At 63.3% G+C, this 22,608-nt stretch carries 19 protein-coding genes; 2 read left to right on the top strand and 17 right to left on the bottom strand.

All coding sequences use genetic code 11. The features are described 5' to 3' along the window. Positions 1-43: 43 nt before the first annotated feature. Together BFX80_RS06275 and BFX80_RS06270 are read left to right on the top strand one after the other, a co-directional pair. Positions 44-616 (top strand): carboxymuconolactone decarboxylase family protein, encoded by a 573-nt coding sequence (locus BFX80_RS06275; protein ID WP_084208250.1) that lies wholly within the window; start codon positions 44-46, stop codon positions 614-616. 201 nt (positions 617-817) lie between these two features. Beyond that, the gene (locus BFX80_RS06270; RefSeq protein ID WP_127734872.1) at positions 818-2,074 is read left to right on the top strand and encodes an NAD(P)/FAD-dependent oxidoreductase; all 1,257 of its coding nucleotides are present in this window, start codon (positions 818-820) and stop codon (positions 2,072-2,074) included. A 28-nt stretch (positions 2,075-2,102) separates the two neighbouring features. On the opposite strand, the gene BFX80_RS06265 is transcribed toward BFX80_RS06270, so the two are convergent. From BFX80_RS06265 to BFX80_RS06190, 17 genes are all read right to left on the bottom strand, one after another. Beyond that, on the bottom strand, positions 2,103-3,209 hold the full coding sequence (locus BFX80_RS06265; RefSeq protein ID WP_084208248.1) for a glycosyltransferase family 4 protein: 1,107 nt from the start codon (positions 3,207-3,209) through the stop codon (positions 2,103-2,105). A 312-nt stretch (positions 3,210-3,521) separates the two neighbouring features. Next, positions 3,522-3,716: a hypothetical protein gene (locus BFX80_RS17960; RefSeq protein WP_141392035.1), complete on the bottom strand. Its 195-nt coding sequence runs from the start codon at positions 3,714-3,716 to the stop codon at positions 3,522-3,524. Between the two features lie 326 nt (positions 3,717-4,042). Continuing rightward, positions 4,043-5,215 carry a glycosyltransferase family 4 protein gene (locus BFX80_RS06255; RefSeq protein ID WP_084208247.1) on the bottom strand — a complete coding sequence of 391 codons (1,173 nt, stop codon included), beginning with the start codon at positions 5,213-5,215 and terminating at the stop codon, positions 4,043-4,045. 118 nt (positions 5,216-5,333) lie between these two features. Beyond that, positions 5,334-6,452 carry a hypothetical protein gene (locus tag BFX80_RS06250; protein WP_077374048.1) on the bottom strand — a complete coding sequence of 373 codons (1,119 nt, stop codon included), beginning with the start codon at positions 6,450-6,452 and terminating at the stop codon, positions 5,334-5,336. An 8-nt stretch (positions 6,453-6,460) separates the two neighbouring features. Next, entirely contained in the window at positions 6,461-7,258 is a 798-nt protein-coding gene (locus BFX80_RS06245) for a glycosyltransferase family 4 protein (RefSeq protein ID WP_084208246.1), read from the bottom strand. Between the two features lie 52 nt (positions 7,259-7,310). Next, positions 7,311-8,327 (bottom strand): phosphoribosyltransferase family protein, encoded by a 1,017-nt coding sequence (locus tag BFX80_RS06240; RefSeq protein WP_084208245.1) that lies wholly within the window; start codon positions 8,325-8,327, stop codon positions 7,311-7,313. Next, complete coding sequence (locus BFX80_RS06235) at positions 8,324-9,445, bottom strand: glycosyltransferase family 2 protein (protein WP_084209649.1); 1,122 nt, start codon at positions 9,443-9,445, stop codon at positions 8,324-8,326. The genes BFX80_RS06240 and BFX80_RS06235 overlap by 4 nt, the downstream gene beginning before the upstream one ends. Further along, complete coding sequence (locus BFX80_RS06230) at positions 9,435-10,913, bottom strand: lipopolysaccharide biosynthesis protein (protein ID WP_084208244.1); 1,479 nt, start codon at positions 10,911-10,913, stop codon at positions 9,435-9,437. Before BFX80_RS06230 ends, BFX80_RS06235 begins: the two co-directional genes overlap by 11 nt. Then, positions 10,904-11,737 (bottom strand): WbqC family protein, encoded by an 834-nt coding sequence (locus tag BFX80_RS06225; RefSeq protein ID WP_084208243.1) that lies wholly within the window; start codon positions 11,735-11,737, stop codon positions 10,904-10,906. Before BFX80_RS06225 ends, BFX80_RS06230 begins: the two co-directional genes overlap by 10 nt. 3 nt (positions 11,738-11,740) lie before the next feature. After that, positions 11,741-12,883, bottom strand: a complete 1,143-nt coding sequence (locus BFX80_RS06220; protein ID WP_077374068.1) for a DegT/DnrJ/EryC1/StrS family aminotransferase — start codon at positions 12,881-12,883, stop codon at positions 11,741-11,743. Between the two features lie 96 nt (positions 12,884-12,979). After that, positions 12,980-14,290: an exopolysaccharide biosynthesis polyprenyl glycosylphosphotransferase gene (locus BFX80_RS06215; protein WP_240499685.1), complete on the bottom strand. Its 1,311-nt coding sequence runs from the start codon at positions 14,288-14,290 to the stop codon at positions 12,980-12,982. A gap of 54 nt (positions 14,291-14,344) precedes the next feature. Next, a complete protein-coding gene (locus tag BFX80_RS06210; protein ID WP_084208242.1) occupies positions 14,345-16,564 on the bottom strand; it encodes a polysaccharide biosynthesis tyrosine autokinase in 2,220 nt (739 codons plus the stop codon). A gap of 5 nt (positions 16,565-16,569) precedes the next feature. Continuing rightward, on the bottom strand, positions 16,570-17,691 hold the full coding sequence (locus BFX80_RS06205; protein ID WP_103751396.1) for a polysaccharide export protein: 1,122 nt from the start codon (positions 17,689-17,691) through the stop codon (positions 16,570-16,572). Positions 17,692-17,730: 39 nt separating this feature from the next. Further along, positions 17,731-18,021: a hypothetical protein gene (locus BFX80_RS17775; protein WP_139345440.1), complete on the bottom strand. Its 291-nt coding sequence runs from the start codon at positions 18,019-18,021 to the stop codon at positions 17,731-17,733. 1,041 nt (positions 18,022-19,062) lie between these two features. Then, a complete protein-coding gene (locus BFX80_RS06200) occupies positions 19,063-20,172 on the bottom strand; it encodes a glycosyltransferase family 4 protein (protein WP_077374081.1) in 1,110 nt (369 codons plus the stop codon). 113 nt (positions 20,173-20,285) lie between these two features. After that, positions 20,286-21,467: a glycosyltransferase gene (locus tag BFX80_RS06195; protein ID WP_084208241.1), complete on the bottom strand. Its 1,182-nt coding sequence runs from the start codon at positions 21,465-21,467 to the stop codon at positions 20,286-20,288. Continuing rightward, positions 21,464-22,468, bottom strand: coding sequence for a glycosyltransferase family 2 protein (locus BFX80_RS06190; RefSeq protein WP_084208240.1), 1,005 nt, complete (start codon positions 22,466-22,468; stop codon positions 21,464-21,466). The genes BFX80_RS06195 and BFX80_RS06190 overlap by 4 nt, the downstream gene beginning before the upstream one ends. Between the last annotated feature and the right edge of the window lie 140 nt (positions 22,469-22,608).

Genomic DNA, 22,608 nt, shown 5'->3' with positions numbered 1-22,608 from the left:
GCCTACCCACGATCTTTGAATGGATTTGAATGGAGTGACTTTCATGGCGATCACATCGCGCCTGACCGAACTGGATGAGGCCAGCATGAGCGCAGCCCAACGCGAGGTGATCGCCGAGATTCTCAGCGGCCCGCGCGGCAACCTCGATGGCCCGTTTCTGGCCTGGGTCCACAGTCCGGAGCTTGCCAATCACGCCCAGCGACTCGGCGCCTTCTGCCGCTACGCTACCGGCCTTGAGCTGCGCCTGAGCGAGCTGGCGATTCTCACCACGGCGGTGTGGTGGAAGTCCCAGGCGGAATGGCAGATCCACGCGCCGATCGCCGAGCAGGCCGGTCTCTCGCCGGATGTCATCACGGCACTGCGCGAGGAGCGGGAGCCTGAGTTCGACCGCGATGATGAGCGGCTGATCCACCGATTCACCCGCGCGCTCTACGCCGAGCGGCGTATCGATGATGCGCTGTATGCCGAGGCCGTCGCGATGTTCGGCGAGACGGTCGTGGTCGAACTGGTTGGCATACTGGGTTACTACGCTCTGGTGGCGATGACGCTGAATGTCTTCGCCGTGCGGCGTGGCGATGACATCCCGCTGCCCTTCGAGGAGCCGAACGGCTCCTGAACCGCTCACCGCAAGTCGCTCATCGCCTGGCGCCCATCGCCCTGGCGGACACGCTGCCGAGACGCAGGACGCCCTTGCCGAGATTTCCCCTGCGAGGCATGCTCGGGTTGTCACACTCTGCGCCCCGGCTGACTCCGGGGAGCGATGCATTGCGGCGCAAGCACCCCGACAACAACGACAAGACAACATGGTGAGCATTCGATGAGTGATAGCGAACACACGGAAGTGGCCGTGGTCGGCGCGGGCGCCGTCGGTGTCGCCTGCGCCCTGTGGCTGCGGCGCAGCGGCCACGAGGTGACGATGATCGAGCGCGAGGGCATCGCCAGCGGCACCTCCTTCGGCAATGCCAGTACCCTCGCGGATTATGGCTGCCTGCCCATCGCTCGCCCCGAGATCTGGCGCAGCATGCCCTCACTGCTGCTGTCACCTGACTCCCCCTTCGTCATCGACTGGAAGTGCCTGCCGAGGCTCTCGCCGTGGTTGATGCGCTTCATGGGTCAGTGCAACGCCACGCGCTTTCGAGCCAACAGCGAGATGCTGGCGCGTCTGCTCAGTCACACCTACGAGGACTATCAGCCGCTGCTGGACGCTGCCCCGGCGGCGGCCGGGATGATTCAGCGCAAGGGCTGTCTATATGCCTACGGCAAGGCCGAGAACCTGCAGGCCGCACAGGGCGATATCCGGCTGCGTGACCAGCTCGGCATCCAGCAGCAGGTACTGACAGCGGACGAGCTGATCGCGCTGGAACCCGCCATGGCAGGCCATACCGCCGGCGGCGTGCTGTTCCCCTCTTCCTGTCATCTGGATGACCCGCAGGTGTTCATCGATACCCTGGCCGCTCCGCTGCGTGAGGAGGGCCGACTCGTCACCGCCGAGGTCACCCGCCTGAGCTCTCAGGCCTCCGGCATGCTGCTGGAGTACGCCGACGGCAGACGGCTGATGGCGGACCGCGTGGTACTGGCAGCCGGGGCCTGGTCGGCACATCTCGCCCGCCAGATCGGCGACAGGATTCCGTTGGATACCGAGCGTGGCTACCACATCGAATTCGATCTCGAGCACTCGCCGCTCAACCGCCCGACCTGTCCGGTGGAGAGTGCCTTCTACATGACGCCTCTGCGAGGCGCCGAAGGGCCGCGTCTGCGAGTGGCAGGCACCGTGGAGTTGAGTTCGCTTGCGGGGCCCGCCAACCCGGCCCGCTTCGATTATCTGGAAACCCGAGTGCGCAGGGTGCTGGGACTGGATGCCCCGGTAGCCCGGCGCTGGCTGGGCTTTCGCCCCACCCTGCCGGACTCCGTGCCGGTGATCGGCCCGTCACCCAACGAGCCGCGCGTGATCCATGCCTATGGCCACCAGCATATCGGCGTGACCCTGGCGGGCGTGACCGGGCGACTTGTCAGCGAGTGTTTAGCCGAAGGCTTACCTGACTGGCTGGCACCCTGCTCCCCGGCACGTTTCTGATATTGCGCGAGGCATTCTAGGCCGAGTCTCAGGATGCCTTGTCCAGCACCCGCTGCCCGGGCAGCATGCGCGCCAGCAGCTGCTGCCACTCGTCACACAGGACGTCGGCATCGAAGCGTGCCGCGTTCTCGCGCGCCAGCAGGGACATCTGCTGGCGCCGCGGCGCGTCCTCGATCAGCAGGCAGAGCTCACGCGCCAGTGCCGCAGCATCTTCCACATCCACCAGCACGCCACTGCCGCCCTGAAGGATCTCCGCCGGGCCGGTCTCGCAGTTGGTGGAGACCACGGGAAGACCGAAGGACTGCGCCTCCAGCAACGTCATCGGCAATCCCTCCCAGCGCGAACTCATCGCGAACAGCGCCGCCCGCTGATACTCCTCTTCCACCCGGGAGGTGCGACCGACGAAGACCACGCTCTCGCTCAGTCCCAGCGTCCAGGCCTGAGCCTTGAGGGCGTTCTCATCCTCTCCCCAGCCGACGATGCGCAGTCGCCAGTCCGGATGTTGACGGGCGACCCTGGCCCAGGCCTCCAGCAGGACATCAAATCCCTTCTGCTCGGTGAGGCGGCCGACGGCCAGCACGGTGCGCGATGCCTGAGTCGGCGCATCCTCCTGGGGGATGCGCGGCACCGGATTCCAGATCGCCTGCACCTTGTCGGTGATGCCATAGCGTGCACGCCACGCCGTGGCGTCCCGCTCGGTCAGCACCACGATGGCATCTGCCAGACGCACCGCGGTCGAGCGCCCCACCGTGCGCAGGTGCGAGCCATGATGCGTGCCGAGATTGAAGTGCTCCCAGCACACCAGTCGCGAACGCACGAAAGGTGCCCATGACGCACAGAAGGCGAACAGGATGGAGTCCACCAGAATCACCGCATCCGCCTGATGGCGGCGCACCTTGGCAAGCAGACCCGAGCTGATGCCCATGAAGCGGCGCACGCCACCGCGCGCTTCCTTGAGCTTGAGCTCACTGGTCATGACAGCGTCATCGAGATGAAAGGAGGTGGTCGCGGGACCGAACAGGCTGGCGATGGTGACATCATGTCCCGCGCGTGCCAGTCCACTGGCGATCTCGCAGGTCACGCGTTCCGTACCGCCGTCACTGGAAAGATTGCCGACGATGAACAGGATCTTCATTTCTCATGCGCTCCGTGCAGGGAAATTCACGCAGGAGAGCCGTGTCCGGCAGGCGCAGCCAGGGGCGCGGTGCACCAGACATGACAATCTCCGGCGCAGAAAAAACCCGCCACCGACGAGTGTCGATGGCGGGGTCTATTTTGAAGGGCTATTTCGAGTGGACGATATCGAGTGAGCCATTTCGAAAGGCTAGCTCGTAAGCCAGTTCGAGGGGCTCTGGCGAGGGTCGATCACGCATGGCCATCGCGCTGTCTCGCCTGACAATCGCGAGCTCGGCCCACGATCACAGTATCACCAGACATCATGCGTCGCTCAGGAGGAGGCTCTACCGCCCGGCTTCGCCTCATGCAGAGCTGGGTGATGCTCCCTGTCGGAGACCTGGTCAATCACGCCACAGTCCTCGCAATGATAGCGAGGCGGCAGCCCGATCAGCCGCTGCCACCAGTGGCGCTTGATACGGTGCACGCTGGCACCGCCACATTGGGTGCAGAAACGATATCCACGCATGATGACTCTCTACTCCATGTATTCTCAGATATCCCGGGCACGACCCCGAGATGCTTCCATTACGTGCATGGCAACTGGCAGGACAGTCAAATGGCGCAATCGCCATCATGCGCTGCCCTCTACTCGGCAGACTGACACCGCAGGCTCGCGCCGTGTGGGCGTGGTAACGACAAGGCGATGACGACGTGAAGGTAACGGCGGCGCAGGCACCAGAAGGATGACGGCCTGACAGGTAACGTGGTCTGTCCATTATGCGCCTCTCGCGCGCACGCCGTTTCCGATATTCGCCGCACTGCATAGCAGCAAATCCGTCATGCTTTCGCCGCTCAGGCCGGTGACATCGCACCGCGCCCCCGTCCGATTTCCGGCGCCAGGGTGTGCTGCATGCACCCGAGATAGGCCCGTACCACGATGGCCTGATCGAACTCGCGCTCGATACGCTCCCGTGAGGCCAGCCCCGCCGCCTCCAGGGCCTCGCGGGGCATTTCCAGGCAGGCCTGCATGTGCTGCTCGAGAGAGTCGATGCTGCCGGCCTCGCACAGCCAGCCAGTGGCCCCCGGCAGCACCGAGCTGCGACAGCCGGGCACGTCGCTGACGATGGCGGGACGTCCCATCGAGGCCGCTTCGAGTACCGTACGCGGCATGCCTTCTCGGTAGGACGGCAGCACCAGGATGTTGGACTCGGCCAGGAACGGCCTGACATCACGCTGTTCCCCCAGATAATGCAGCACGCCCCGCGCACGCCACTGGGCGATTTCCTCGTCACTGATCGCGGTGCGGTTGCTGATGCCCGACGGCCCGATCAGCCAGAAGCGTGCCTGGGGATAACGCTCATGCAGGCGTTCCGCCGCTGCCACGTACTCCCGCACGCCCTTGTCGGCAATGAGCCGCGCGACCATCACGAAGGTCAGCGGCGGGCTCTGGGGCTGTTCGGTGAAGGCGAAGCGTTCAGGGTCGATCCCCGCTCCGGGCAGCACCACGGAAGGTGTCGACTTCTGCAGCCCCATGCGCAGGAACAGCGCCTGGTCATCCCGGTTCTCGAAGAACACGCAGCGTGCGCCGCGATTGGCGATGCCGTAGAGCGCCCGTACCCGGCGGAACAGCCAGCTGTCGTGGAGGAAGGCGGTGCCCAGTCCCGAGACGTTGTTGGTGTAGGGGATGTTGAGCAGGCGACAGGCAAGCCCCGAGTAGATATTGGCCTTGATGGTGAAGTTGAGGACATAGCGTGGCCTGAGCTTGAGCAGCGTCATCAACAGCGCCATCAGGCTCTTGCCCTCACCCACGAGTGACGTGCCCTTGCCTTCCATCCCCAGCGGCCGATGCTCGACCTTGAGCTCATCGACCAGGCGCGCACTGTGTGCATCGGTAGGAGCGAGACACACCACGCGATAGCCCGTGTCGCGCAGGCCCTCGATGACACCGCGATGGAAGTTGTAGAGGAAGAAGGACGAGTTGGAGACCAGCACCACCGTGGCGGGCCGGGAATCTGATGTCGGCATGTGGCTATCCTTGGCATGTGATGCAGAGGAACAAGCGAGGGGCACGGATCGCCTGCCCGGTGATCTGCCAGCCACATGAGCGGCGGGAAGTGTGCGGGCAGGCGATCAGCGCGAGGCGTCAGTCGAGCAAGGCCGGGCGGCGTTCCTGCTGCCAGCGGCGAATCAGCCCGGTGTCGTAGGCCATGCAGACCACGTAGATGACCAGGAACGGGAAGCGGTAGCGCACTGCCGTCCCGTAGTTGAAGACCACCAGTCCATAGATGGTGAAGGCGCCGATCAGGTACAGCAGCCAGAAGAGCGTCTTCTCGCGCTGGACCTGCCAGCATTGCAGGGTCAGCCAGACGAGGAAGACCACCACCAGCAGATTCTCGCCGGCCTGGATCAGCTGCAGCGGGTTGGCCGCCTCCCAGGGCAGCGGTTTGATCAGGAAGTACAGCGCCCCCTGGATGCCCGTGACCACGAAGTCGCCGAAGCCCTGGATGATCTCGACATCCTCCTTCTTGCCGCCATCCTCGATGTACATGGCCGCGCGGAAGAAGTTGATCTGGTCCACCGCCAGCGGATAGATGATCAGTACGCTGGCGACCAGACCGACCAGCAACCAGCAGAAGCGCTTGGTGGAAAGGCCACGGCGGCTGACGTCGTAGACCACGTAGACGCCGAGGAACACCAGCATGATCAGCATGTTCTGGAACTTGATCAGCCACAGCGGCATCAGCATCAGCAGTGCCCAGCCCGGTCGCCGTTCGATGGCCAGCAGGAAGCTGGCCAGCATGAAGCCCGTCACCAGGGTGTCGCGCAGACTCAGCGAGCTGTAGAGCACCAGACTCGGGTAGCAGAGCAGGAACAGCAGCACCGCATGCGAGATGATCCCGCGGCGCAGCATGACCATCAGCCCGCCGATGTAGAGAAACTTGTTGAAGAATCCCAGACTGGAAATCGTCTCCACCAGCGGCAATGGCAGCAGGGCCAGCAGGCTCGAGGAGAACGAGACGGTCAGCGAGTGATCCATCGAGTCCCAGTCCATGCTGCGCATGGCCAGTACCTGCTCCCAGTAACGGAACTGGTCCGGCATGTATTCCGGCGAGAACAGCACATTGTTGAGTAGGTAAGGCACCAGGCTGCTCAGACTCAGGATGATCGCGACGTTGCGGGTCACCCACCCGCGCACGAAGCCCACCATCACCAGTACCAGACAGACGAGCAGATTGGGCAGGTCGAGCAGTATGGCTTCCATGAAACGGCTCAGTCCCTGACGTCGGTGTGTGTAGCAGACAGGCCGGCATTGGCCGTGACGCGATACGTCGCCGATGCCCTGTCACCCGCAAACGCGGTGACCGGCACGGTCTGCGTGTCCCGTCCCTGCACGCGTGCGGGAGTCGCGGACGCGACTGACGGGCTGTCTTCCAGCTCTTGCGTGTTCATGCCTGCCGCCTGCATCAAGAGCCACAGACACCGCATCAAGGGCCCTTCTTCCAGCGCCGCAGACGATTCCCCGGCGTGCGCCGCGCCACCGATGCGCTGTGGCGCGAGATCCAGTTGCGCGGTATTCGCCTGCGGGATGCCTGCCTCGCTGGCCAGTGCCTGAATGATCGCCTCGCTGGCCCCGATCACCAATGCCGCCTGCGGATACTTGAGCGCCATCGCACGTCTTGCCGCGTCGCGACGATTCCCCGCCGCTGCCAGCTCCTGCGCCAGCGCCGCGACGTGGTGGATGACCACCGGCACGCGCCGCCGATTGAGGCGCGCCGCCTTGAGCGCCGTCAGGTTGGCTTCCAGACCGCTGGACATCAGCACACAGGGCTTGTGGCGCGCCAGGTAGCGCGTCAGGGCCAATGACAGGGCCAACGGCCCCTGCCTGCCAAGCTCCACCAGACGCACGCCATGCGCCAGCGACGTGACGACGTCTTCCTCGGCATGCGGCAGTACCACATCCACCTCGTGTCCCAGGCGGGTCAGACCCGCGGCCAGCGCCAGCATCTGACGAGTCTCGCCATGATCGGAGCCGGCCGAGACGAATAGCGCCATCCTGTGCGTTTTCATAACGATTCCTTTGCAGTGGATGGACACCCCCGAGGGGGTGTCCGCGCGAGGTTCATGCCACTCGCTGGAAGACGCCCCGTGCCTGACGCTCCCAGGAAGCCGGCAGCAGCTTCATCACCCGGCGGATGCCACGCTTGCATTGGCGTGTCATCCACTTGCCACGCTGCAACTTCAGCATGGCCAGCCATTCGGGGTTGACCATCTGCTGGGCATCCACGCAGTAGACCGGCTTGCCGGTCATCTGCGCGATGCTGCTGGCCTGCCCCACTTCACTCTCGATGAACAGCCGACAGCCCGACTCGCGGTAATAGCCGGCCTTGTGGCTGGCATGACAGCCCAGTTTCAGTCGCGCTTCCTTGCTCGGCAGATCCAGCATGATCAGTCGCTCATAGGTCACGCCATGGCGCGCAAGCCAGGCCTCCGTCTCGGGGCGGTACTTCTCGAGACGGTTGGTGACCAGCGAGTGCACCCGGTAGGTGGGCAGATGCAGCGGGGTCGCCTCGAGCAGGAATCTGCGATAGCGCGGGCCGTCATCGTTGTCTTCGGGAGAAGGATCGAGACACAGCACGCCATCGATATCCACGCAGGCATCCTCCAGTGCCGGATGGTGGAAGAGGTTCCACTGGAAGGCGCGCGGGTGTTCGAGCTCGACGAGCGCCAGATCCACTTCATTGGTGACCCCGGGGTTGGCGTAGATCACGCAGGTCATGATCTCGCAGGGGCAATCCGCCGGGATGCGCGCCAGGGAGGCCTTGAGCGAGGCACCGCTGTTGAGGCTGTCATCCACCAGCAGCACGCGACGATAGGCCCAGGCGGAACGTGTGCCTTCCTCGGACACCTCGCCGGCGGTGGACTCGCGCAACTTGCGCGTGATGCCCTTGCCGGGCACGCCATCCGCCAGGAAGGTATCGAGATCGGTACAGGCGCGATTGAGCATCGCGCTGATCATGTAGGCCGGCACCATGCCACTGCGCGGAATGCCGACGATCAGGTCGAAGTCCCCTGCCTGCAGGCGTGAGATCTGACTGGCGATGTCACGGCCCAGATCGCCGTAGCTGCGATAGTTCATGCCGCTGCCTCCGTGTCCTTCGCCTGCCCGGGCGTGGCAGCCTTGCGACGCGTCAGCTTGGCGAACATGTCGCGGCGGACCAGCGACAGCACCTTGTTGCGCTGCATGTGGTGCAGATAGCCCAGCCCGCGGCGGAAGTTGGCGAGGCGCTGCTGGGTGGTGCCGGGCGCCATCACGTACTGCTTGAAGTAGTGATAGAGCGGGATATACAGGGTGTCGGCTTCCGGCAGCGTGCGCGTGGCGCCATAGAAGGTGTCGATGGCGGCCAGCATGTCGCGCTGGTAGCGCTGCTCGACCTCATGATCCTGCTGCTGGGAGGTCCAGGAGCCCTTGGCGTTGCGACGATAGACGCAGGCGGCATCCTCGTAATAGAGCGTCTCACCCAGCAGCGCCATGTAGGCCTGCAGGAAGAAGTCCATGATCGGCGCACCACGGTAGGATTCCAGCATGGCGTCCACATGCGACTCCACGCGGCGGAAGGTCAGCGCCGGTGACGGAATGGAGCCGCCCCGCAGCCCGATGATGGCCTCGGGGGAGAGACGCGCGACGCTGTCGGCATAGCGGCAGATGATCGAATGCTCATCGCGATGCTCGTCATACTCGATGGCCGGGTGGAAGCACACGGTGGCACGCGGGTTGGCATCGAACAGCGCCACCTGACGCGCCAGCTTGTCGGCCTTGACCCAGTAATCATCCCCTTCGCAGTAGGCGATGATGTCGCCGCGCATCACCGGCATGCAGAAGGTGATGGGCCACACGTGCTGCGAGTACTGGTTCACGTCCTGCAGGATCGGCCGGATGATGGAGGGGTAACGCGCGGCATAGTCCTCGATGATCTCGCGCGTGCCGTCGGTGGAGGCATCATCATGCACCACGATCTCGAAGGGAAACCGCGTGCGCTGCATCAGAAAACCATCCAGCGCCATCGCGATGTAGTCGCCGTGATTGAAGGCGAAGCACATCACCGAGACACGCGGCGTGGAGAGATTCCCCTCCCAGTCCGCCATGATGGTGGCTTCATCCGCCGGTGCCGGGGGAACCGGAATCGGCCCTTCCTCGAGGGTGCCCCCCGTGACCGGGGTACCCTGCGCCTGGGAATAGCTCAATTCAGCTAGCATGAAGATTCTCCACTTTCCGTTGTGAAAGACGATCTCGTATCAGACCAACACCCGACTGCCAGGCCGGAAAGCGCAGCAGGCAAGAGAGCAACAGGTAACTTGCGCCGGAGAGACATCCCAGTCCCAGCAGCGCCGCCCACGGAGACCAGTCTGGCGATGCCGCCAGATGCTCCACCGCCAGCCAGCAGCAAAGCGCGATGACCGATGACAGCATCAGGCTCGGCAGGAAGTCGACGCACTGCTCGCGGATGCTGTAATCGATCAGCGTTCGCGAGAACCACGCATTGGGGATGTAGGACAGCACCGCCACCACGATCTGACCGATCAGGATCGCGATCACGCCGTGTTGCCAGGTGAGCGCCAGCACCACGCAGATCAGCAGCTTCTTGATCACCTCAAGCCCCAGGAACAGGTCCGAGCGCCCCTTGACCTTGAGCACATTGAGGTTGAGCGAACTGAGCGGATACATGACGGCGGCAATGCACATCAACTGCAGATAGGGCACGGCGTCCAGCCAGCGGTCGGGGAACAGTGCCTCGAACAGCGGACGGGCCAGCGCCGCCATCAGCAGCACCCCGGGGAACAGCAGATAGACCATCAGCTGCAGAATGCGTCGATAGGCATCCTTCAGCCGCACCGGGTCATGCTGGATGCTGGCCAGGGCCGGGAAGGTCACGTTCTGGATCGCGGCGACCAGTTGATTGAGCACCAGCTCCTTGAGGCGATCCGCAAAGAAGAACAGCCCCGCCACCGAAGCCGCGAACAGCTTGGCGATCACCAGCACGTAGAGATTGACGAACACCACGTCCAGCATGCGCGACAGGAACATCTTGTAGCCGAAGCTGAACATGGCCTTGAAGGCGTCCATGTCGAAGGTCAGGTGCGGACGCCAGCTGCCCCACCACCACATCAGTGCCGTGGTCACGAAGGCCGCCGTCAGCATCTGGCCCACCAGCGCCCAGACCCCGAAGCCCAGCCAGCCCAGCAACACCGCGACGCTGCCCGAGATCACGCTGCCGGGGATGCCGGCCTTCATGCGGGTGCGAAAATCCAGCGCCCGGTTGAGCATCGCGCCCTGGATCACCTCGAAGGCGTTGATCAGCACCACCAGCCCGCCGATACGCACCAGCACGACAAGTCGTGGTTCAGCGTAGAAATCGGCAATCAACGGGGCGCTGAAGTACAGCAGCGCATAGGCCACCACCCCGAAGCCGATGTTGCTGAAGAAGGCGGTGCTGGCATCACGCGGGCCGAGAGTCGGCAGACGCAGGATGGCCTGCTGCAGGCCCGAATCCATCATGGCCGAGGCGATGGTCAGAAAGACCAGCACCATGGCCAGCAGCCCGAAGTCTTCCGGCAGCAGCAGACGGGCCAGCAGCAAGGTGACGATGCTGGCCATGCCACGGCGCAACAGCTGATCCATGAAATTCCACAGGATGCCGATGGTCGTCTTGTGGGTCAGTGACACGCGGCGACGCCTCCGGCTGCTTCTCGTGAAGAGGCGCGCGGGCGCGAAGCAGGCTCTGCAAGCGACGGCTGCCAGAGCTGATCCATGCCCTCAGCGGCGGGCCCCCAGGGTGCATCTCCCGACAGCAGGGTGTACTCCGCCAGCCGCGAGACGACGTCGGCGGGCGAGCACCACATCAGCACATCGATGATCGAGAGACTGCCGACGAACTCGCCCTCGCGTGCGCCGGGCGCTGCCTGGCGGTAATCACGCGGATGGCTGGAGAGAAAGGACAGACGCAGCCCTGCCTGCTCGAAGGCCTCCCCCCGGTAGAGCTTGCGCCCGCCGATACTGTTGACGTAGCCGCGCCCGCCGCGCTGGCGGGAAAGTTCAATCAGACGGTCCTGCGCCGACTGGCTGCGCTCGTAATCCATCTCGCTGGTCAGCGCGAAGCGACACTCGAGCCCCAGATAGCGGCAGATCGTCTCGAAGCTGAACTGGCACAGTGCCCCGATGCGGCGATCCTCATGCATGAGAATCGTCTGCAGCAGCGGCATGACCTCTGCGTAATGCGGCGCCTTGGCATAGGCATGGTGCAGAGTGGTCAACAGTGACTGGGGGGTCGGCGCGAACGACAGCTCGCTGATGCGCCGATTGGGTGAGGCATCCGGCACCGACAGCGTGAAGCGATGGGCCTTGCCCCCCAGCAGCACGCTGTTGCGGTTGATGTAGCCACGCGGAATGTAGGCGACGTCGTCATAGATGAGGAATTCGTCACAGGCGTGCATCAGCTGGAAGTAGCCCAGATGCGGCAACAGGTAGGGTTGCATGATCGCGATGTTCATCGTTCAGGCTGCCTTCTGATGCCGATCGACGATGACGCGCACCGCGGCGAGAATCTCGCTGACCTGAAGTCCCGAGAACAACGGCAGACACAGGATACGGCTGGCGATGTCTCTGGAATGCACGATCTCGGGCTGCTGGAAGTCCGCGTCCTGCAGGTCTGCCGCCGGTCGCCCCAGAAATGCCAGTGACTCCAGCGACGGACAGAAATAGCGCCGCGGCTGGTAGCCTTCCCGCTCCAGACGCTGCATCACCTCCAGCAGGACACTTTCGCTTTCCAGAATGATCGGGAAATAGGCGTAGTTGAGGCTGACGCCTGGCTGACGTGCCTGAAGCTGCACGTTGCCCTGAAACGCCTGGGCATAGGCATGCCAGACCAGCGCGCGGCTCTCGAGGTTGCCCTCGATCTCGTCGAGCACGCACAGCCCCATGGCGGCCTGGAACTCGTTCATCTTGGCATTGATGCCCAGCTCCTCGATGCACTCGGGGCCAGTGATGCCGAAGTTGATCATCTTGCGGGCACGCTCCAGGTCTTCCTTGCGCTTGAAGATGATCGCGCCGCCCTCGATGCTGTGGAACAGCTTGGTGGCATGGAAGCTCAGGGTGCTGGCATCCCCGTACGACAGCAGGCTGTTGCCACGGTAGGTCGCGCCGAAGGCATGGGCGCCGTCATAGATGACCTTGAGGTCGTGCTCTTCCCCCAGCGCATCGATGGCTTCCACGTCACAGGCGTTGCCGAACACGTGCACCGGCACGATGGCGCGGGTACGCGGCGTGATGGCTGCCTCGACCTGTGCGGGGTCCAGGCACAGGGTGGCAGGATCGATGTCCGCGAAGACCGGCTGCATCCCTTCCCACTTCAGGCTGCTGGCCGTGGCGATGAAGGTGAAGGGAGTCGTGATGACCTCGGCGGGTTCGCGCTGCCCGACCACGTTGTTGATCCCCAGCGCGCGATAGGCCACCTGCAGTGCCAGGGTGCCATTGCTGACCAGCAGCAGATGCTTGACGCCCAGATAGGTCTCCAGGCGCCGGGTCAGCTCCTGCTCCAGCGGGCCATGATTGGTCAACCAGCGGCTCTGGAAGATGGCATCCACATAACGATCGAAATTCTTCCGCTCGGGAAAATAGGGGCGCGTCACCGTGATCATGATCTCGACTCCTTTCGTGCATCAGACAATGGGTGGTAGCTCATGGGCCCCTGTCAGGTCGCGAGTGCCAGGGGTAACCGGAAGAAGGAGGGTCGGCTAGCGCGACCCGTTCCCGCTGATCACGATCCGGATGGTGCGAATCACCACCAGCAGATCCAGCCAGAAGGAAAAGTGCTTGATGTAGAAGAAGTCGTATTCAAGCTTGCGGATCATGCCCTCGACTTCCGCGGCATAGCCCTGCTCGACCTGCGCCCAGCCGGTGATGCCCGGGCGTACCACATGGCGGTAATGGAAGAACGGCACATCCTTGCGATACCAGTCCGCCAGATTCATCGATTCCGGACGCGGCCCGATCAGGCTCATGTCACCCTTGAGCACGTTGAACAGCTGCGGGAGTTCATCGAGACGGCACTTGCGGATGAAGCGCCCGACCCGGGTGATGCGCGGGTCACTGCCTTCCTGGGTGAAGCCGGCCCCCTTCATGCCGTCATACATGCTGCGAAACTTGTAGACGGTGAAGGGACGACAATGAAAGCCCATGCGTGGCTGACGGAAGACCACGGGGCCCGGACTGTCCAGTCGGATGGCCAGCGCGGTCAGCAACATCACCGGTGCCAGCAGCGGCAGCAGCACCAGCGCCACGCTGAAGTCCATCCAGCGCTTGATGACCTCGTAATCCTCACGTGGCATCAGCGAGCCGAATTCATTGGCATAGAGGTGATCGAGCAGCACGCGGCCGGTGATCATCTCGTGGGCCTGGGTGGCGTGATAGACGGGAATGCGGTGGATGGTGCAGTCAGCGAGGAAGCTCTCCCACTCACGGGGCATCTCGGCACGCAGGTCTGCCACCACGCCATCGATGCGCCGCATGCCCACGAGGTCCGGCCCCTTGAGCGTCAGCCACTCGACCTCGCGACGCTGACACAGCGCCGGCGCCTTGCCGAACGGCACCACGGCAAAGCGCATACGCCGGACATGGGTGTCGATGTAGTAGTAGGCCGTGCACAGGCTTACGGCGAGCAGGAAGGACAGGCCGACCTGATGACGAGAGTAGTCGAGATCGAAGACCCCCAGCGCCAGCATCAGCATCAGATAGCAGATGACGATGGTGGGTACCACGTAGAGGTAGGAGCGGGTCCCCGGCAGGCGCGACAGGCGATTGACGGCGGTGATGGACAGCGTATAGGCCACCCCCGTGCCGATCATGGCGTGCCATTGGGCATCGCTGGTCAGCCACCAGCCGTGGTCACCGGGTACCAGCTCGTTGAGCCCCGCCTGGTAGAGTGCCGGCGCGATCACCACCACCAGCATGCCGAAGACCAGCTGCAGGCGTTTGCTGGCGATCAAGCGCTCGTAATGATGCGAGTAACGACGCTGGTGCTCCATCGATAAGGGTAAACCGCTCATCGTGCCATCTCCTCCGTGATTCAAGCGTCATGAGAGCCGTGCCGCGACACGGCATCAGGTATAGCTGTAGTTGTAATACCCGTAGTGCTGCTTATCCCCGGCCTGCTGCTCGATGGCATTCAAGATCGCGCCCTTGACGTGGATGCCGTTGTTCTCGAGCTTCTTGCGAGCATGTTCCAGCTCACGCACCTGGTTCATGCCGAAACGCGCCACCATCAGGCTCGCGCCGACATGGCGCCCGATGATCAGCGCCTCGGTGACGGCGAGTACCGGCGGGGTATCGATGATGATCAGGTCATAGCGCTCTCCCAGCTGCTCCAGCAACTGGGCAAAGTTTTCCTGCATCAGGAGCTCGGACGGATTCGGTGGTGCCACCCCACGGCCCAGGAAGTCCAGGTTGTCGATGCGCGTGTGATAGATGACCTCTTCCAGAGGACTTGCGCCGCTGAGGACATCCGAGAGGCCGCCCTGCTCGGAGGTGCGCTGGAAGGCGTGGTGAAGATGTCCGCGCCGCATGTCGGCATCGATCAGCAGCACGCGCTGGCCGGCCTCGGCGCTCACCGCGGCCAGGTTGAGGCTCACGAAGCTCTTGCCGATGCCCGGACTCGGGCCGGTGAACATCACCGACTTGCGCTGATTGTCCAGCAGCGCGAAGTGCAGGCTGGTGCGCAGGCTGCGCAGCGCCTCGATGCTGATGTCGGAAGGCTGCGAGGTCGCCAGCACGCCCTGATAGATCTCGCGCCCGGACTTCTCGCCCTTGAGGCGCACGCGACGCATCATGCCCTGCTGCAGCGGCGAGAGCGGGATGGTGGCGTAGACCGGCAGGTCCAGGGACTCGATCTGTTCGGCGCTGTCGATGCCCTTGCGCATGGAATGCCGCAGCAGGATGCCCAGCACGCCCAGCAGGAAACCGGCCATCGCGAAGACCACCATCATCAGCGAGGTTCTCGGCGAGATGGGGCCAGGCTGCAGGACGGCGGGATCCAGAATCCGCACGTTGCCGACCGTACCGGCCTTCTTGAGGCGCACTTCTTCGCGCTTGTTGAGCAGCGCGACGTAGATTTCCTGGCTGACATTGACGTTGCGGTTCAGATTGAGCGCTTCGCGCTGCGCCGCCGGCAGCTGTTCCGCCTGCTTCTGGACCCGCGCCTTTTCCTGATTGAGGGAGTCACGACGCGCCACCAGTGCCCGATAGGCCGGGTGCTCATGGGTGTAGGCACGCGACAGCTCCGCCAGTCGCAGCTTGATCTCGGTCAGCTGGTTGTCCAGCCCCACCAGGTTCTCCATCACCTGCTGGCTCTCGGCGGTCAGGTCCACGGAATCGCGGCGGCGGCGATAGTCGTTGAGGGCGGATTCCGCCTCATCGAGCTGGCCGCGCAGCGTCGGGATCTGGTCACCCAAAAAGCCCAGCTGATTGTCGGCCTCGGCGGATTCGCGCTCGATGTTCTGCTGCAGGAAGACGTCGGTGATGGTGTCCAGGGTGCTGACGATGGCCTGCTGGTCGCTGCCGGACAGACTCAGGGTCACCACGCCGGTATCGCTGCCGTTGCGCTCGGCGGTGAAACGCGACTTGATGGAGTTGATGGCACTGAGGTCCGAGATGCTGGTCAGCGCGAAGCGCGCCCCGGGGCTGGCCTCCATGCGCTGGACGAAGACCTTGATGTCACCGGACAGCGCATTCTCGCCCACCGTGCCATGCATCAGCAGGTTGCCCTCGGCGTCCAGCAGGCGATAGTGCTGCTCATCGACCACTTCCAAGGTCAGCGTCTGTCCCTGCCACTGGCCGCCAAGCTCCAGCGTGGTGACCTTCAGGACGTCATCCCCCCAGGCATATTCATTGCCGCCGAGACTCTCCGGCAGACGCATTCCGCGATGGGACAGCCAGTCGCCGATGACGGGGTAGCGCACCGGTGTGACGACGATGTTGAGACGCTCACGCGCCACGGCCTGCCCGAGCACCAGCCGCGAGGCCAGGATCTCCAGCTCGTCACTGGTACTGCCCTCCTCGGGGCCTCCGGACTGACCCGTCAGCGTGCCCAGCAGGCTGGCGCTGCCGCCCTTGTCTTCGATCTGGATCAGCGAGTCAGCCAGATAGATGCGCTGCTGGCTGCCGACCACATAGATGCCGATCAACGTCAGCAGCACGGTGCTGGCGATCAACCACCAGCGACGATGCCAGAGCAGTGCCAGCAGGGTGCTGAAGTCCAGGCGACGCGTCGCGTCCCGGCCAGCGTCACCGGAAGATGGCGGCATGGGAGAAGTGAACTGATTCATGGACCTCAATCTCCCTCGATGTCGTCGATGACCGAGACGAAGGCCCCGGTACTGGTGACCGACGGCAGCAACTGACTCAGCACGCGGTTCCAACGGCTGACCGGCGCCGCGGTGACATAGACCACATCCCTGGGCTGCAGCGGGAAGCGTGCCCCCAGCATCAGCGAGGTGGCATCGGAGATATCGAGCACATAGACGGTGGCGAGCTTGTCAGCGTCCGGGCCGTTCTCCCGGACCACGAAGACACCGGAGGGGTCGGCACGGTCCTCATCCACGCCACCGGCGCGTGACAGGGCATCGGTCAGACTCAGACGCTCGTTGCCCACCGGCATGTTGCCGGGCTTGAGGACCTGCCCCAGCACGAAGACGTTCTGGTCGGTCGCCACCGGGATGTTGATGACGTCGCCATCGTGCAGCAGGCGGTTCTCACGCATGTTGCCCTGCTGTAGCAGCTGATAGAGGCTCAGGTGCTCCTGGTGGCCGTCGCGGGTCAGGGTGATGTCGTGGGTATTGGCGAGTTCGGTGACGCCACCACTGGCACTGATGGCATCGATCAGGGTCAGGGGCACATCGGTGACCGGCACGAAGCCCGGCTCACGGACCGCGCCGCTCAGATAGACGCGCTGCGAGCGGAACTGGGCGACGGAGACGTTGACCTGCGGGTCGGTGATGAAGCGTGACAGGCCACGCACCAGCGAGGCGCGCACCTCATCCACGGTCATGTCCTTGACGTTGATGCGCCCGACGTAGGGGTAATACAGCGTGCCATCCGGCTGCACGATGTAGGTCAGCGCTTCCACCGTCTGGCGCTGAACACCCGTCTCCTGGGCCAGATCCAGCGGCGTGCTCAGATTGATGGCCAGGATGTCACCGCCACCCACGCGGTAGACGTAGCGCTTGATGTCATCCACCAGAGCGTCATCGGCCGGGGCTGTCTGAGCCGGGAGTGCGCGATAACTGCTGATCAAGGCCGGCGTGATCGGGCTGACCGTGACATGGTCCGACAGCGGCGCCGTCTCGACCTCATAGTCCATATGGCCGCCAGGGGCGAAGGCACAGCCTCCCAAGGCGGCCAGCATTATCGCCAGGGAAACTCCCCGCAGCGTCGATCTGGTCGATCTCTTCATAACCTCTGTCATCCCCTGTAAGCCCTGCGCTCTGCTCGATCACATCCTGATCGGCGCATTCATCGTGTATCCGGACACGCTACCGCCCCGAGGAATCGGCTTTCTCCCCTGCAGCACGTGGAAATTCTGTGACGTTCCCTTGCGAGACAGGCGCGAATCATTCCCTGCCTCCGCCAGCGCGCCGTTGAAAGAACGGTGACCTGTCAGGATCGACCCAATCCCGACATGTACCGGATCATGAAAATCATCCAACGGCATCAGACCATCCTGATCCATGACACGGCCAGAAGAATCAGCACAACTCATCATGACGACATGAAAGATAATCACGGCATCTTCATCGATGACTCATGACTCTCATGCTCGACATCATCAGTATCGTCATTGAAGGATGACTGATAGCGTGATCAGCCATTACAGGAGGGCATCAGAACGAAAATGAGGACTCATTTTCGCCGGTATTTCAGAGATCTCTCGACACTTTCCCGAGTATCAAAAACGCATCACGAGAAGGCCTGGGTGAATCGTGAAACGTCAATCTCCGCATTGCATCACCGGATGAGCAAGGGCGAACCCTCTGCATCCGGCATCAGGAGAAGATGACATTCACGTATTCTGGAGTAGTGAGACACAATGAAATACAGCAACTTGCGACCAGTTCGTACCTGCCTGACTTCCTGTCGGCCTTTCCATTCTCTTCTCCCATGCCACGAACTGGCGCCATCGAGACTGACAGCAGCGATCAGAACGTCACAGGGATTTCGTGATGGATTCGGCACTTGACCATCATCAAATCGCCCTCTCATCTACGATGAATCGTGAATAATCACGTCTTAATCGGCGTGACATCATCGATATTTCATGAGGTGGCGATCTGCTTGATTTTCAATGTCTGATTACGGACTTGATAATAAATTAATCGACCACAACAGCAAGGCGTAAACTCTCTTTCACGACGATTGTATTGCCGCACTTCACTTTAGACTGCTTTCTCTCATCTCAAGTATTAGTAGAGCGATGACATGAATGAATCGCCAACCGCTGAGAGCCACTCATCCTGATGCCACACCTGACTGACATCCGCATGAACCTCATGACCCAGCGCTCCCCATCATCTGGCATGAGACGTCTCATTCAGGTGGCCGCATAGCGCCATTCCCCTTTTCCAGGACAAGAAAAAGGGCAACCGATCATCGCATCGATTGCCCACTCTTCTGACTGCCATGTCCAGCGCCAGACCCCGCATCTCGAGCCCGCATCTCAAGCCCGCTTTTCAAGCGCACCTTTCAGGTCCGCACCGCAGGCCCATTCTTCAGACCCGCAGGGCCCCATGCGCACTCTTCTCCCATTCGCCACCCTCGCCCTGCGCGTTCAGACCGAGACTTCGGGTGCCGCATCCAGCTCGCCTTGCAGCCGGCTGGTGTAGAGCTCCAGATGCCCGGCCAGCGCCGTGTTGATGTGGTAGCTGCCGCCGTGGCGTCGCGCGTTGCGCGCACAGCTGCGTCGCAGCTCCTCGTCAGCCACCAGGCGGGTGAGAGCATCGGCATAGCGCGCCGGCGTCTGCTCATCCACCACCAGCCCGTTGCCGACCCGATGCACGACTTCTGCGCAGCCACCGACGTTGGTGACCAGCACCGGCAGCCCGCTCAGCGTGGCTTCCAGCAGCGAGATCGGCAGTCCTTCCCAGGCAGACGACATCAGGAAGATGTCCGATGAGGCCAGAAGCCCCGCCACATCCGAGATGTTGCCCAGCAAGGTGACCTGATCCTCGAGCCCGGCGTCACGGATCTGCGTGACCAACTCGGCCTTGAGCGGCCCCTCCCCGGCGATGCTGAGCGTGACATTCAACCCCTGTGCCTTGAGGCGGCGGCAGCTCTCGAGCATCAAGGGATACTGCTTGGCTTCGGTGAGACGTCCGATGGCTGCCAGCTTCACCGGGGTATCCAGCGCCGTCATCTGCCAGCCGCTGTGCTTGAGGCGTGCCCCCGAGACGGCATTGTCGATCTGGACCACCGGCCGCCTGACCAGCGGCGCAAGCTTGCGCGTGCAGGCGTGACAGATGCCGACATAGGCGCTGACGCGACGATCGAACAGTCGAAACAGCCAGTTGGGCGCCCCCAGCTCGATACTGTGCACGGTCATGATCACCGCAAGCTTTCGTGGCAGCAGGAAGGCGAACATCAGCGCGTAGTAGAGATGGCAATGCACCACATCCGGGGCGAATCGATTCACTTCCGCGCGCAGCCGCGTGCCGCCCCGCCAGGGACGGCGACGCGTGTCGGCGCCCAGAAACGAATGACTGATGCCCGCCTGACTCAGCTGGGCCAGGAAGTGCCTTTCATAGTCCAGATCTCGCCCGCACTGCTCAGCGGTTTCCAGAAACGTGACATGAACGCTGTGCCCCGCCGCGACCATGGCAAGGCTCAGGTCCTTGACGTAGACCTCGGCACCTCCTGATGCGGGGGTCGAGATGACATGCATGATTCTCACGGCGATAGCCTCCTGCTGTCGTACCTGAAGATTCGTATCCGATAGCGCGAACGCGAGCCCCGAAAGGAGGGCTCGCAAATCACATGTCTGGTGCCTGACTCAGCTCAGATGACACGTAGCAGTGCCGGGGCTTCCAGTCCCTCCAGCACGGCCTGCCAACTGGCCTCGACGGTACGGCGCGAAAACCGCTCCAGGCCGTAATCGACATTGGCACGCAGGCGCGCAAGCACTTCATCATCACCGAGCACGGCGCCCAGCTGCTGACTGAACGCTGCCACATTGCCCTGCTCGACCAGATAGCCATTGATGCCATGCTTGAGGATCTCGCGGGGCCCGGCCGGGCAGGCGAAGCTGATGCAGGGCACGCCACAGCTGAGCGCCTCGACCAGTACCAGCCCGAAGCCTTCGAAGCGTGATGACAGCACGAACAGGTCTGCCGCGGCGTACTCGCGCCGGATGTCGCTGCACTGGCCGGGCATCTGAATCTGGCGCGTGATGCCAAGCCGCTCCGCCTGCGCCTCCAGCGCCTCGCGTGCATCACCCTCGCCGACGATGCGCAGCACCCAGCCATCACGCGATTCGGCGGGAATCGCCGCCCATGCCTCCAGCAGCAGATCAAAGCCCTTCTGGTGCGTCAGGCGCCCCACCGCCACCGCCACCTTCGGCGCGACGGCCTCAGAAGGCGCCACTGCGGGCGGCGCGGCGGCGGCGTCCTGCAGCCGGGCCTGACGCTGGAGGATCTCGTGCTCCAGCGGATTGAGGTTGGGCACGACGCTCAGACGCTCGCTGGACTGGGGGAGCAGCTGCTCCCAGTATTCGCGGTCCTCATGGGAAAGCACCACGATACGATCGGCCCGCCTGGCCGCGAGACGCCGCGCGACATTGCGCCGTGGCACGCCGAGATCCGAGGTGGCATTGAAGTGTTCCCAGCAGAGATAGCGCGTGCGCCGCAGCAGATAGCTGGGCAGCAAGAGTGGCAGGAAACCGATGCTCTCGACCACGATCACCACGTCCGGTCGCTTGCGCAGCACCATCCAGAAAAGCCGCAGGAACAGCAGCACGCCGCGCAGCGCCCCCAGATGCTGACGTTTTGGATACAGCGATTCATGCACGATATCCTCGTGCAGGGGATAGGGGCTGTCGGCAGGGCCATGCTCGCTGACCACCTCCACCTGATAGTCACCGCTGGCCGCCAGCATGTTGGCGGTATCGGCGCAGGCACGCTCGGTGCCGCCGGTGCGCGACTGGGCGCCGGTGTAGAACAGGATATGCTTGCGAGTGCTCATGACGCGTATTGGCTCCGCCGAATCAATTGCCGGGACAGGGAAGGACTGAACGCATAGCTCATCAGCAACGCCTTTTCCTTCAACGACAGCTGACGCAATGCCGCCCAGGATGACTGGCGCAGCTGAGACATCACCACCTGCCTCACCTGGTCATCGTCGTGGGTCTTGTTGATGGCCTGGCGCATGATGAAGCTCACACCGACGAAGCGCAGGGCGCGAATCTCCAGCAGTGCCAGGCCGTGGGCGGCCGCGAACTGCTCGCGGTAGCGGGAATCGAACACCTGCCAGCTGCGGTGAAATCGGGCCAGCTCGCGATTGCCGAAGGGCTTGCGGGTCAGAGAACCGTCGCTGCGCTTGTCGAAGCGATACAGCACCTGGGGCAGATAGAGAACGCGTGCCGCCCGACCGAACAGCTCGAGGTTGTAGAGACCATCCTGGGAAACAGGAAGATCAGGAAAGCTCAGGGCACAGGCGAGATCGGCACGGATCGCCTTGCCCCAGGGAGCGGAGACGATGCGGTCGTGCATGAAATCGGTGAAGGCCTGCATCTGGGTGCGCTCAAGGGGCTGGCTGCACAGTGGCGTGCTCTCCCGCTCTCCCTGTGGCCCCTGCAGGCAATAACGGAACACCACCACCTGCGGGCAATCGAAGGCCACGATCTGCGCCTTGAGCGTATCCAGGGCGCCGGCCACGAAGGTGTCATCCGCATCGCAGAACAGCACATAGCGGCCACGTGCCAGACTCAGGCCATGGTTGCGGGTCGGCCCGGGCCCGAGATTCTCGGCATTGCGGCACAGTACCAATGAGGTCGGTGGCCGGGCGGCGTGACTGCGCTCCACCCGCAGAAAGGAATCATCCGAAGAGGCATCATCGATGATGATGTGTTCGTAAGCGGTGTCGTTGGCCGCGAGACTGGCGATGCAGCGCTCGAGCCCGTCACCCGAATTGTGATTCGGCGTCACGATGGTGAAGAAAGGAGATTGTGCTGCGTTGCGTTCCATGCCCGGATATCCATGTGGCGGTGCTTGTCCATCAGGGGCTCACGCTCAGGCCGTGTTCATCACTGCCAGGCATCAAGCAAGGAGGCCCATGAATCTGTCGGCTGGCTTGCCCTGCCAAAGCCCGGCCCAAGCCACCAGCG

It is taken from the genome of Cobetia marina (assembly GCF_001720485.1).
In the GTDB taxonomy this organism is placed as follows: domain Bacteria; phylum Pseudomonadota; class Gammaproteobacteria; order Pseudomonadales; family Halomonadaceae; genus Cobetia; species Cobetia marina.
This window is presented reverse-complemented; position numbering and strand designations above follow the sequence as displayed.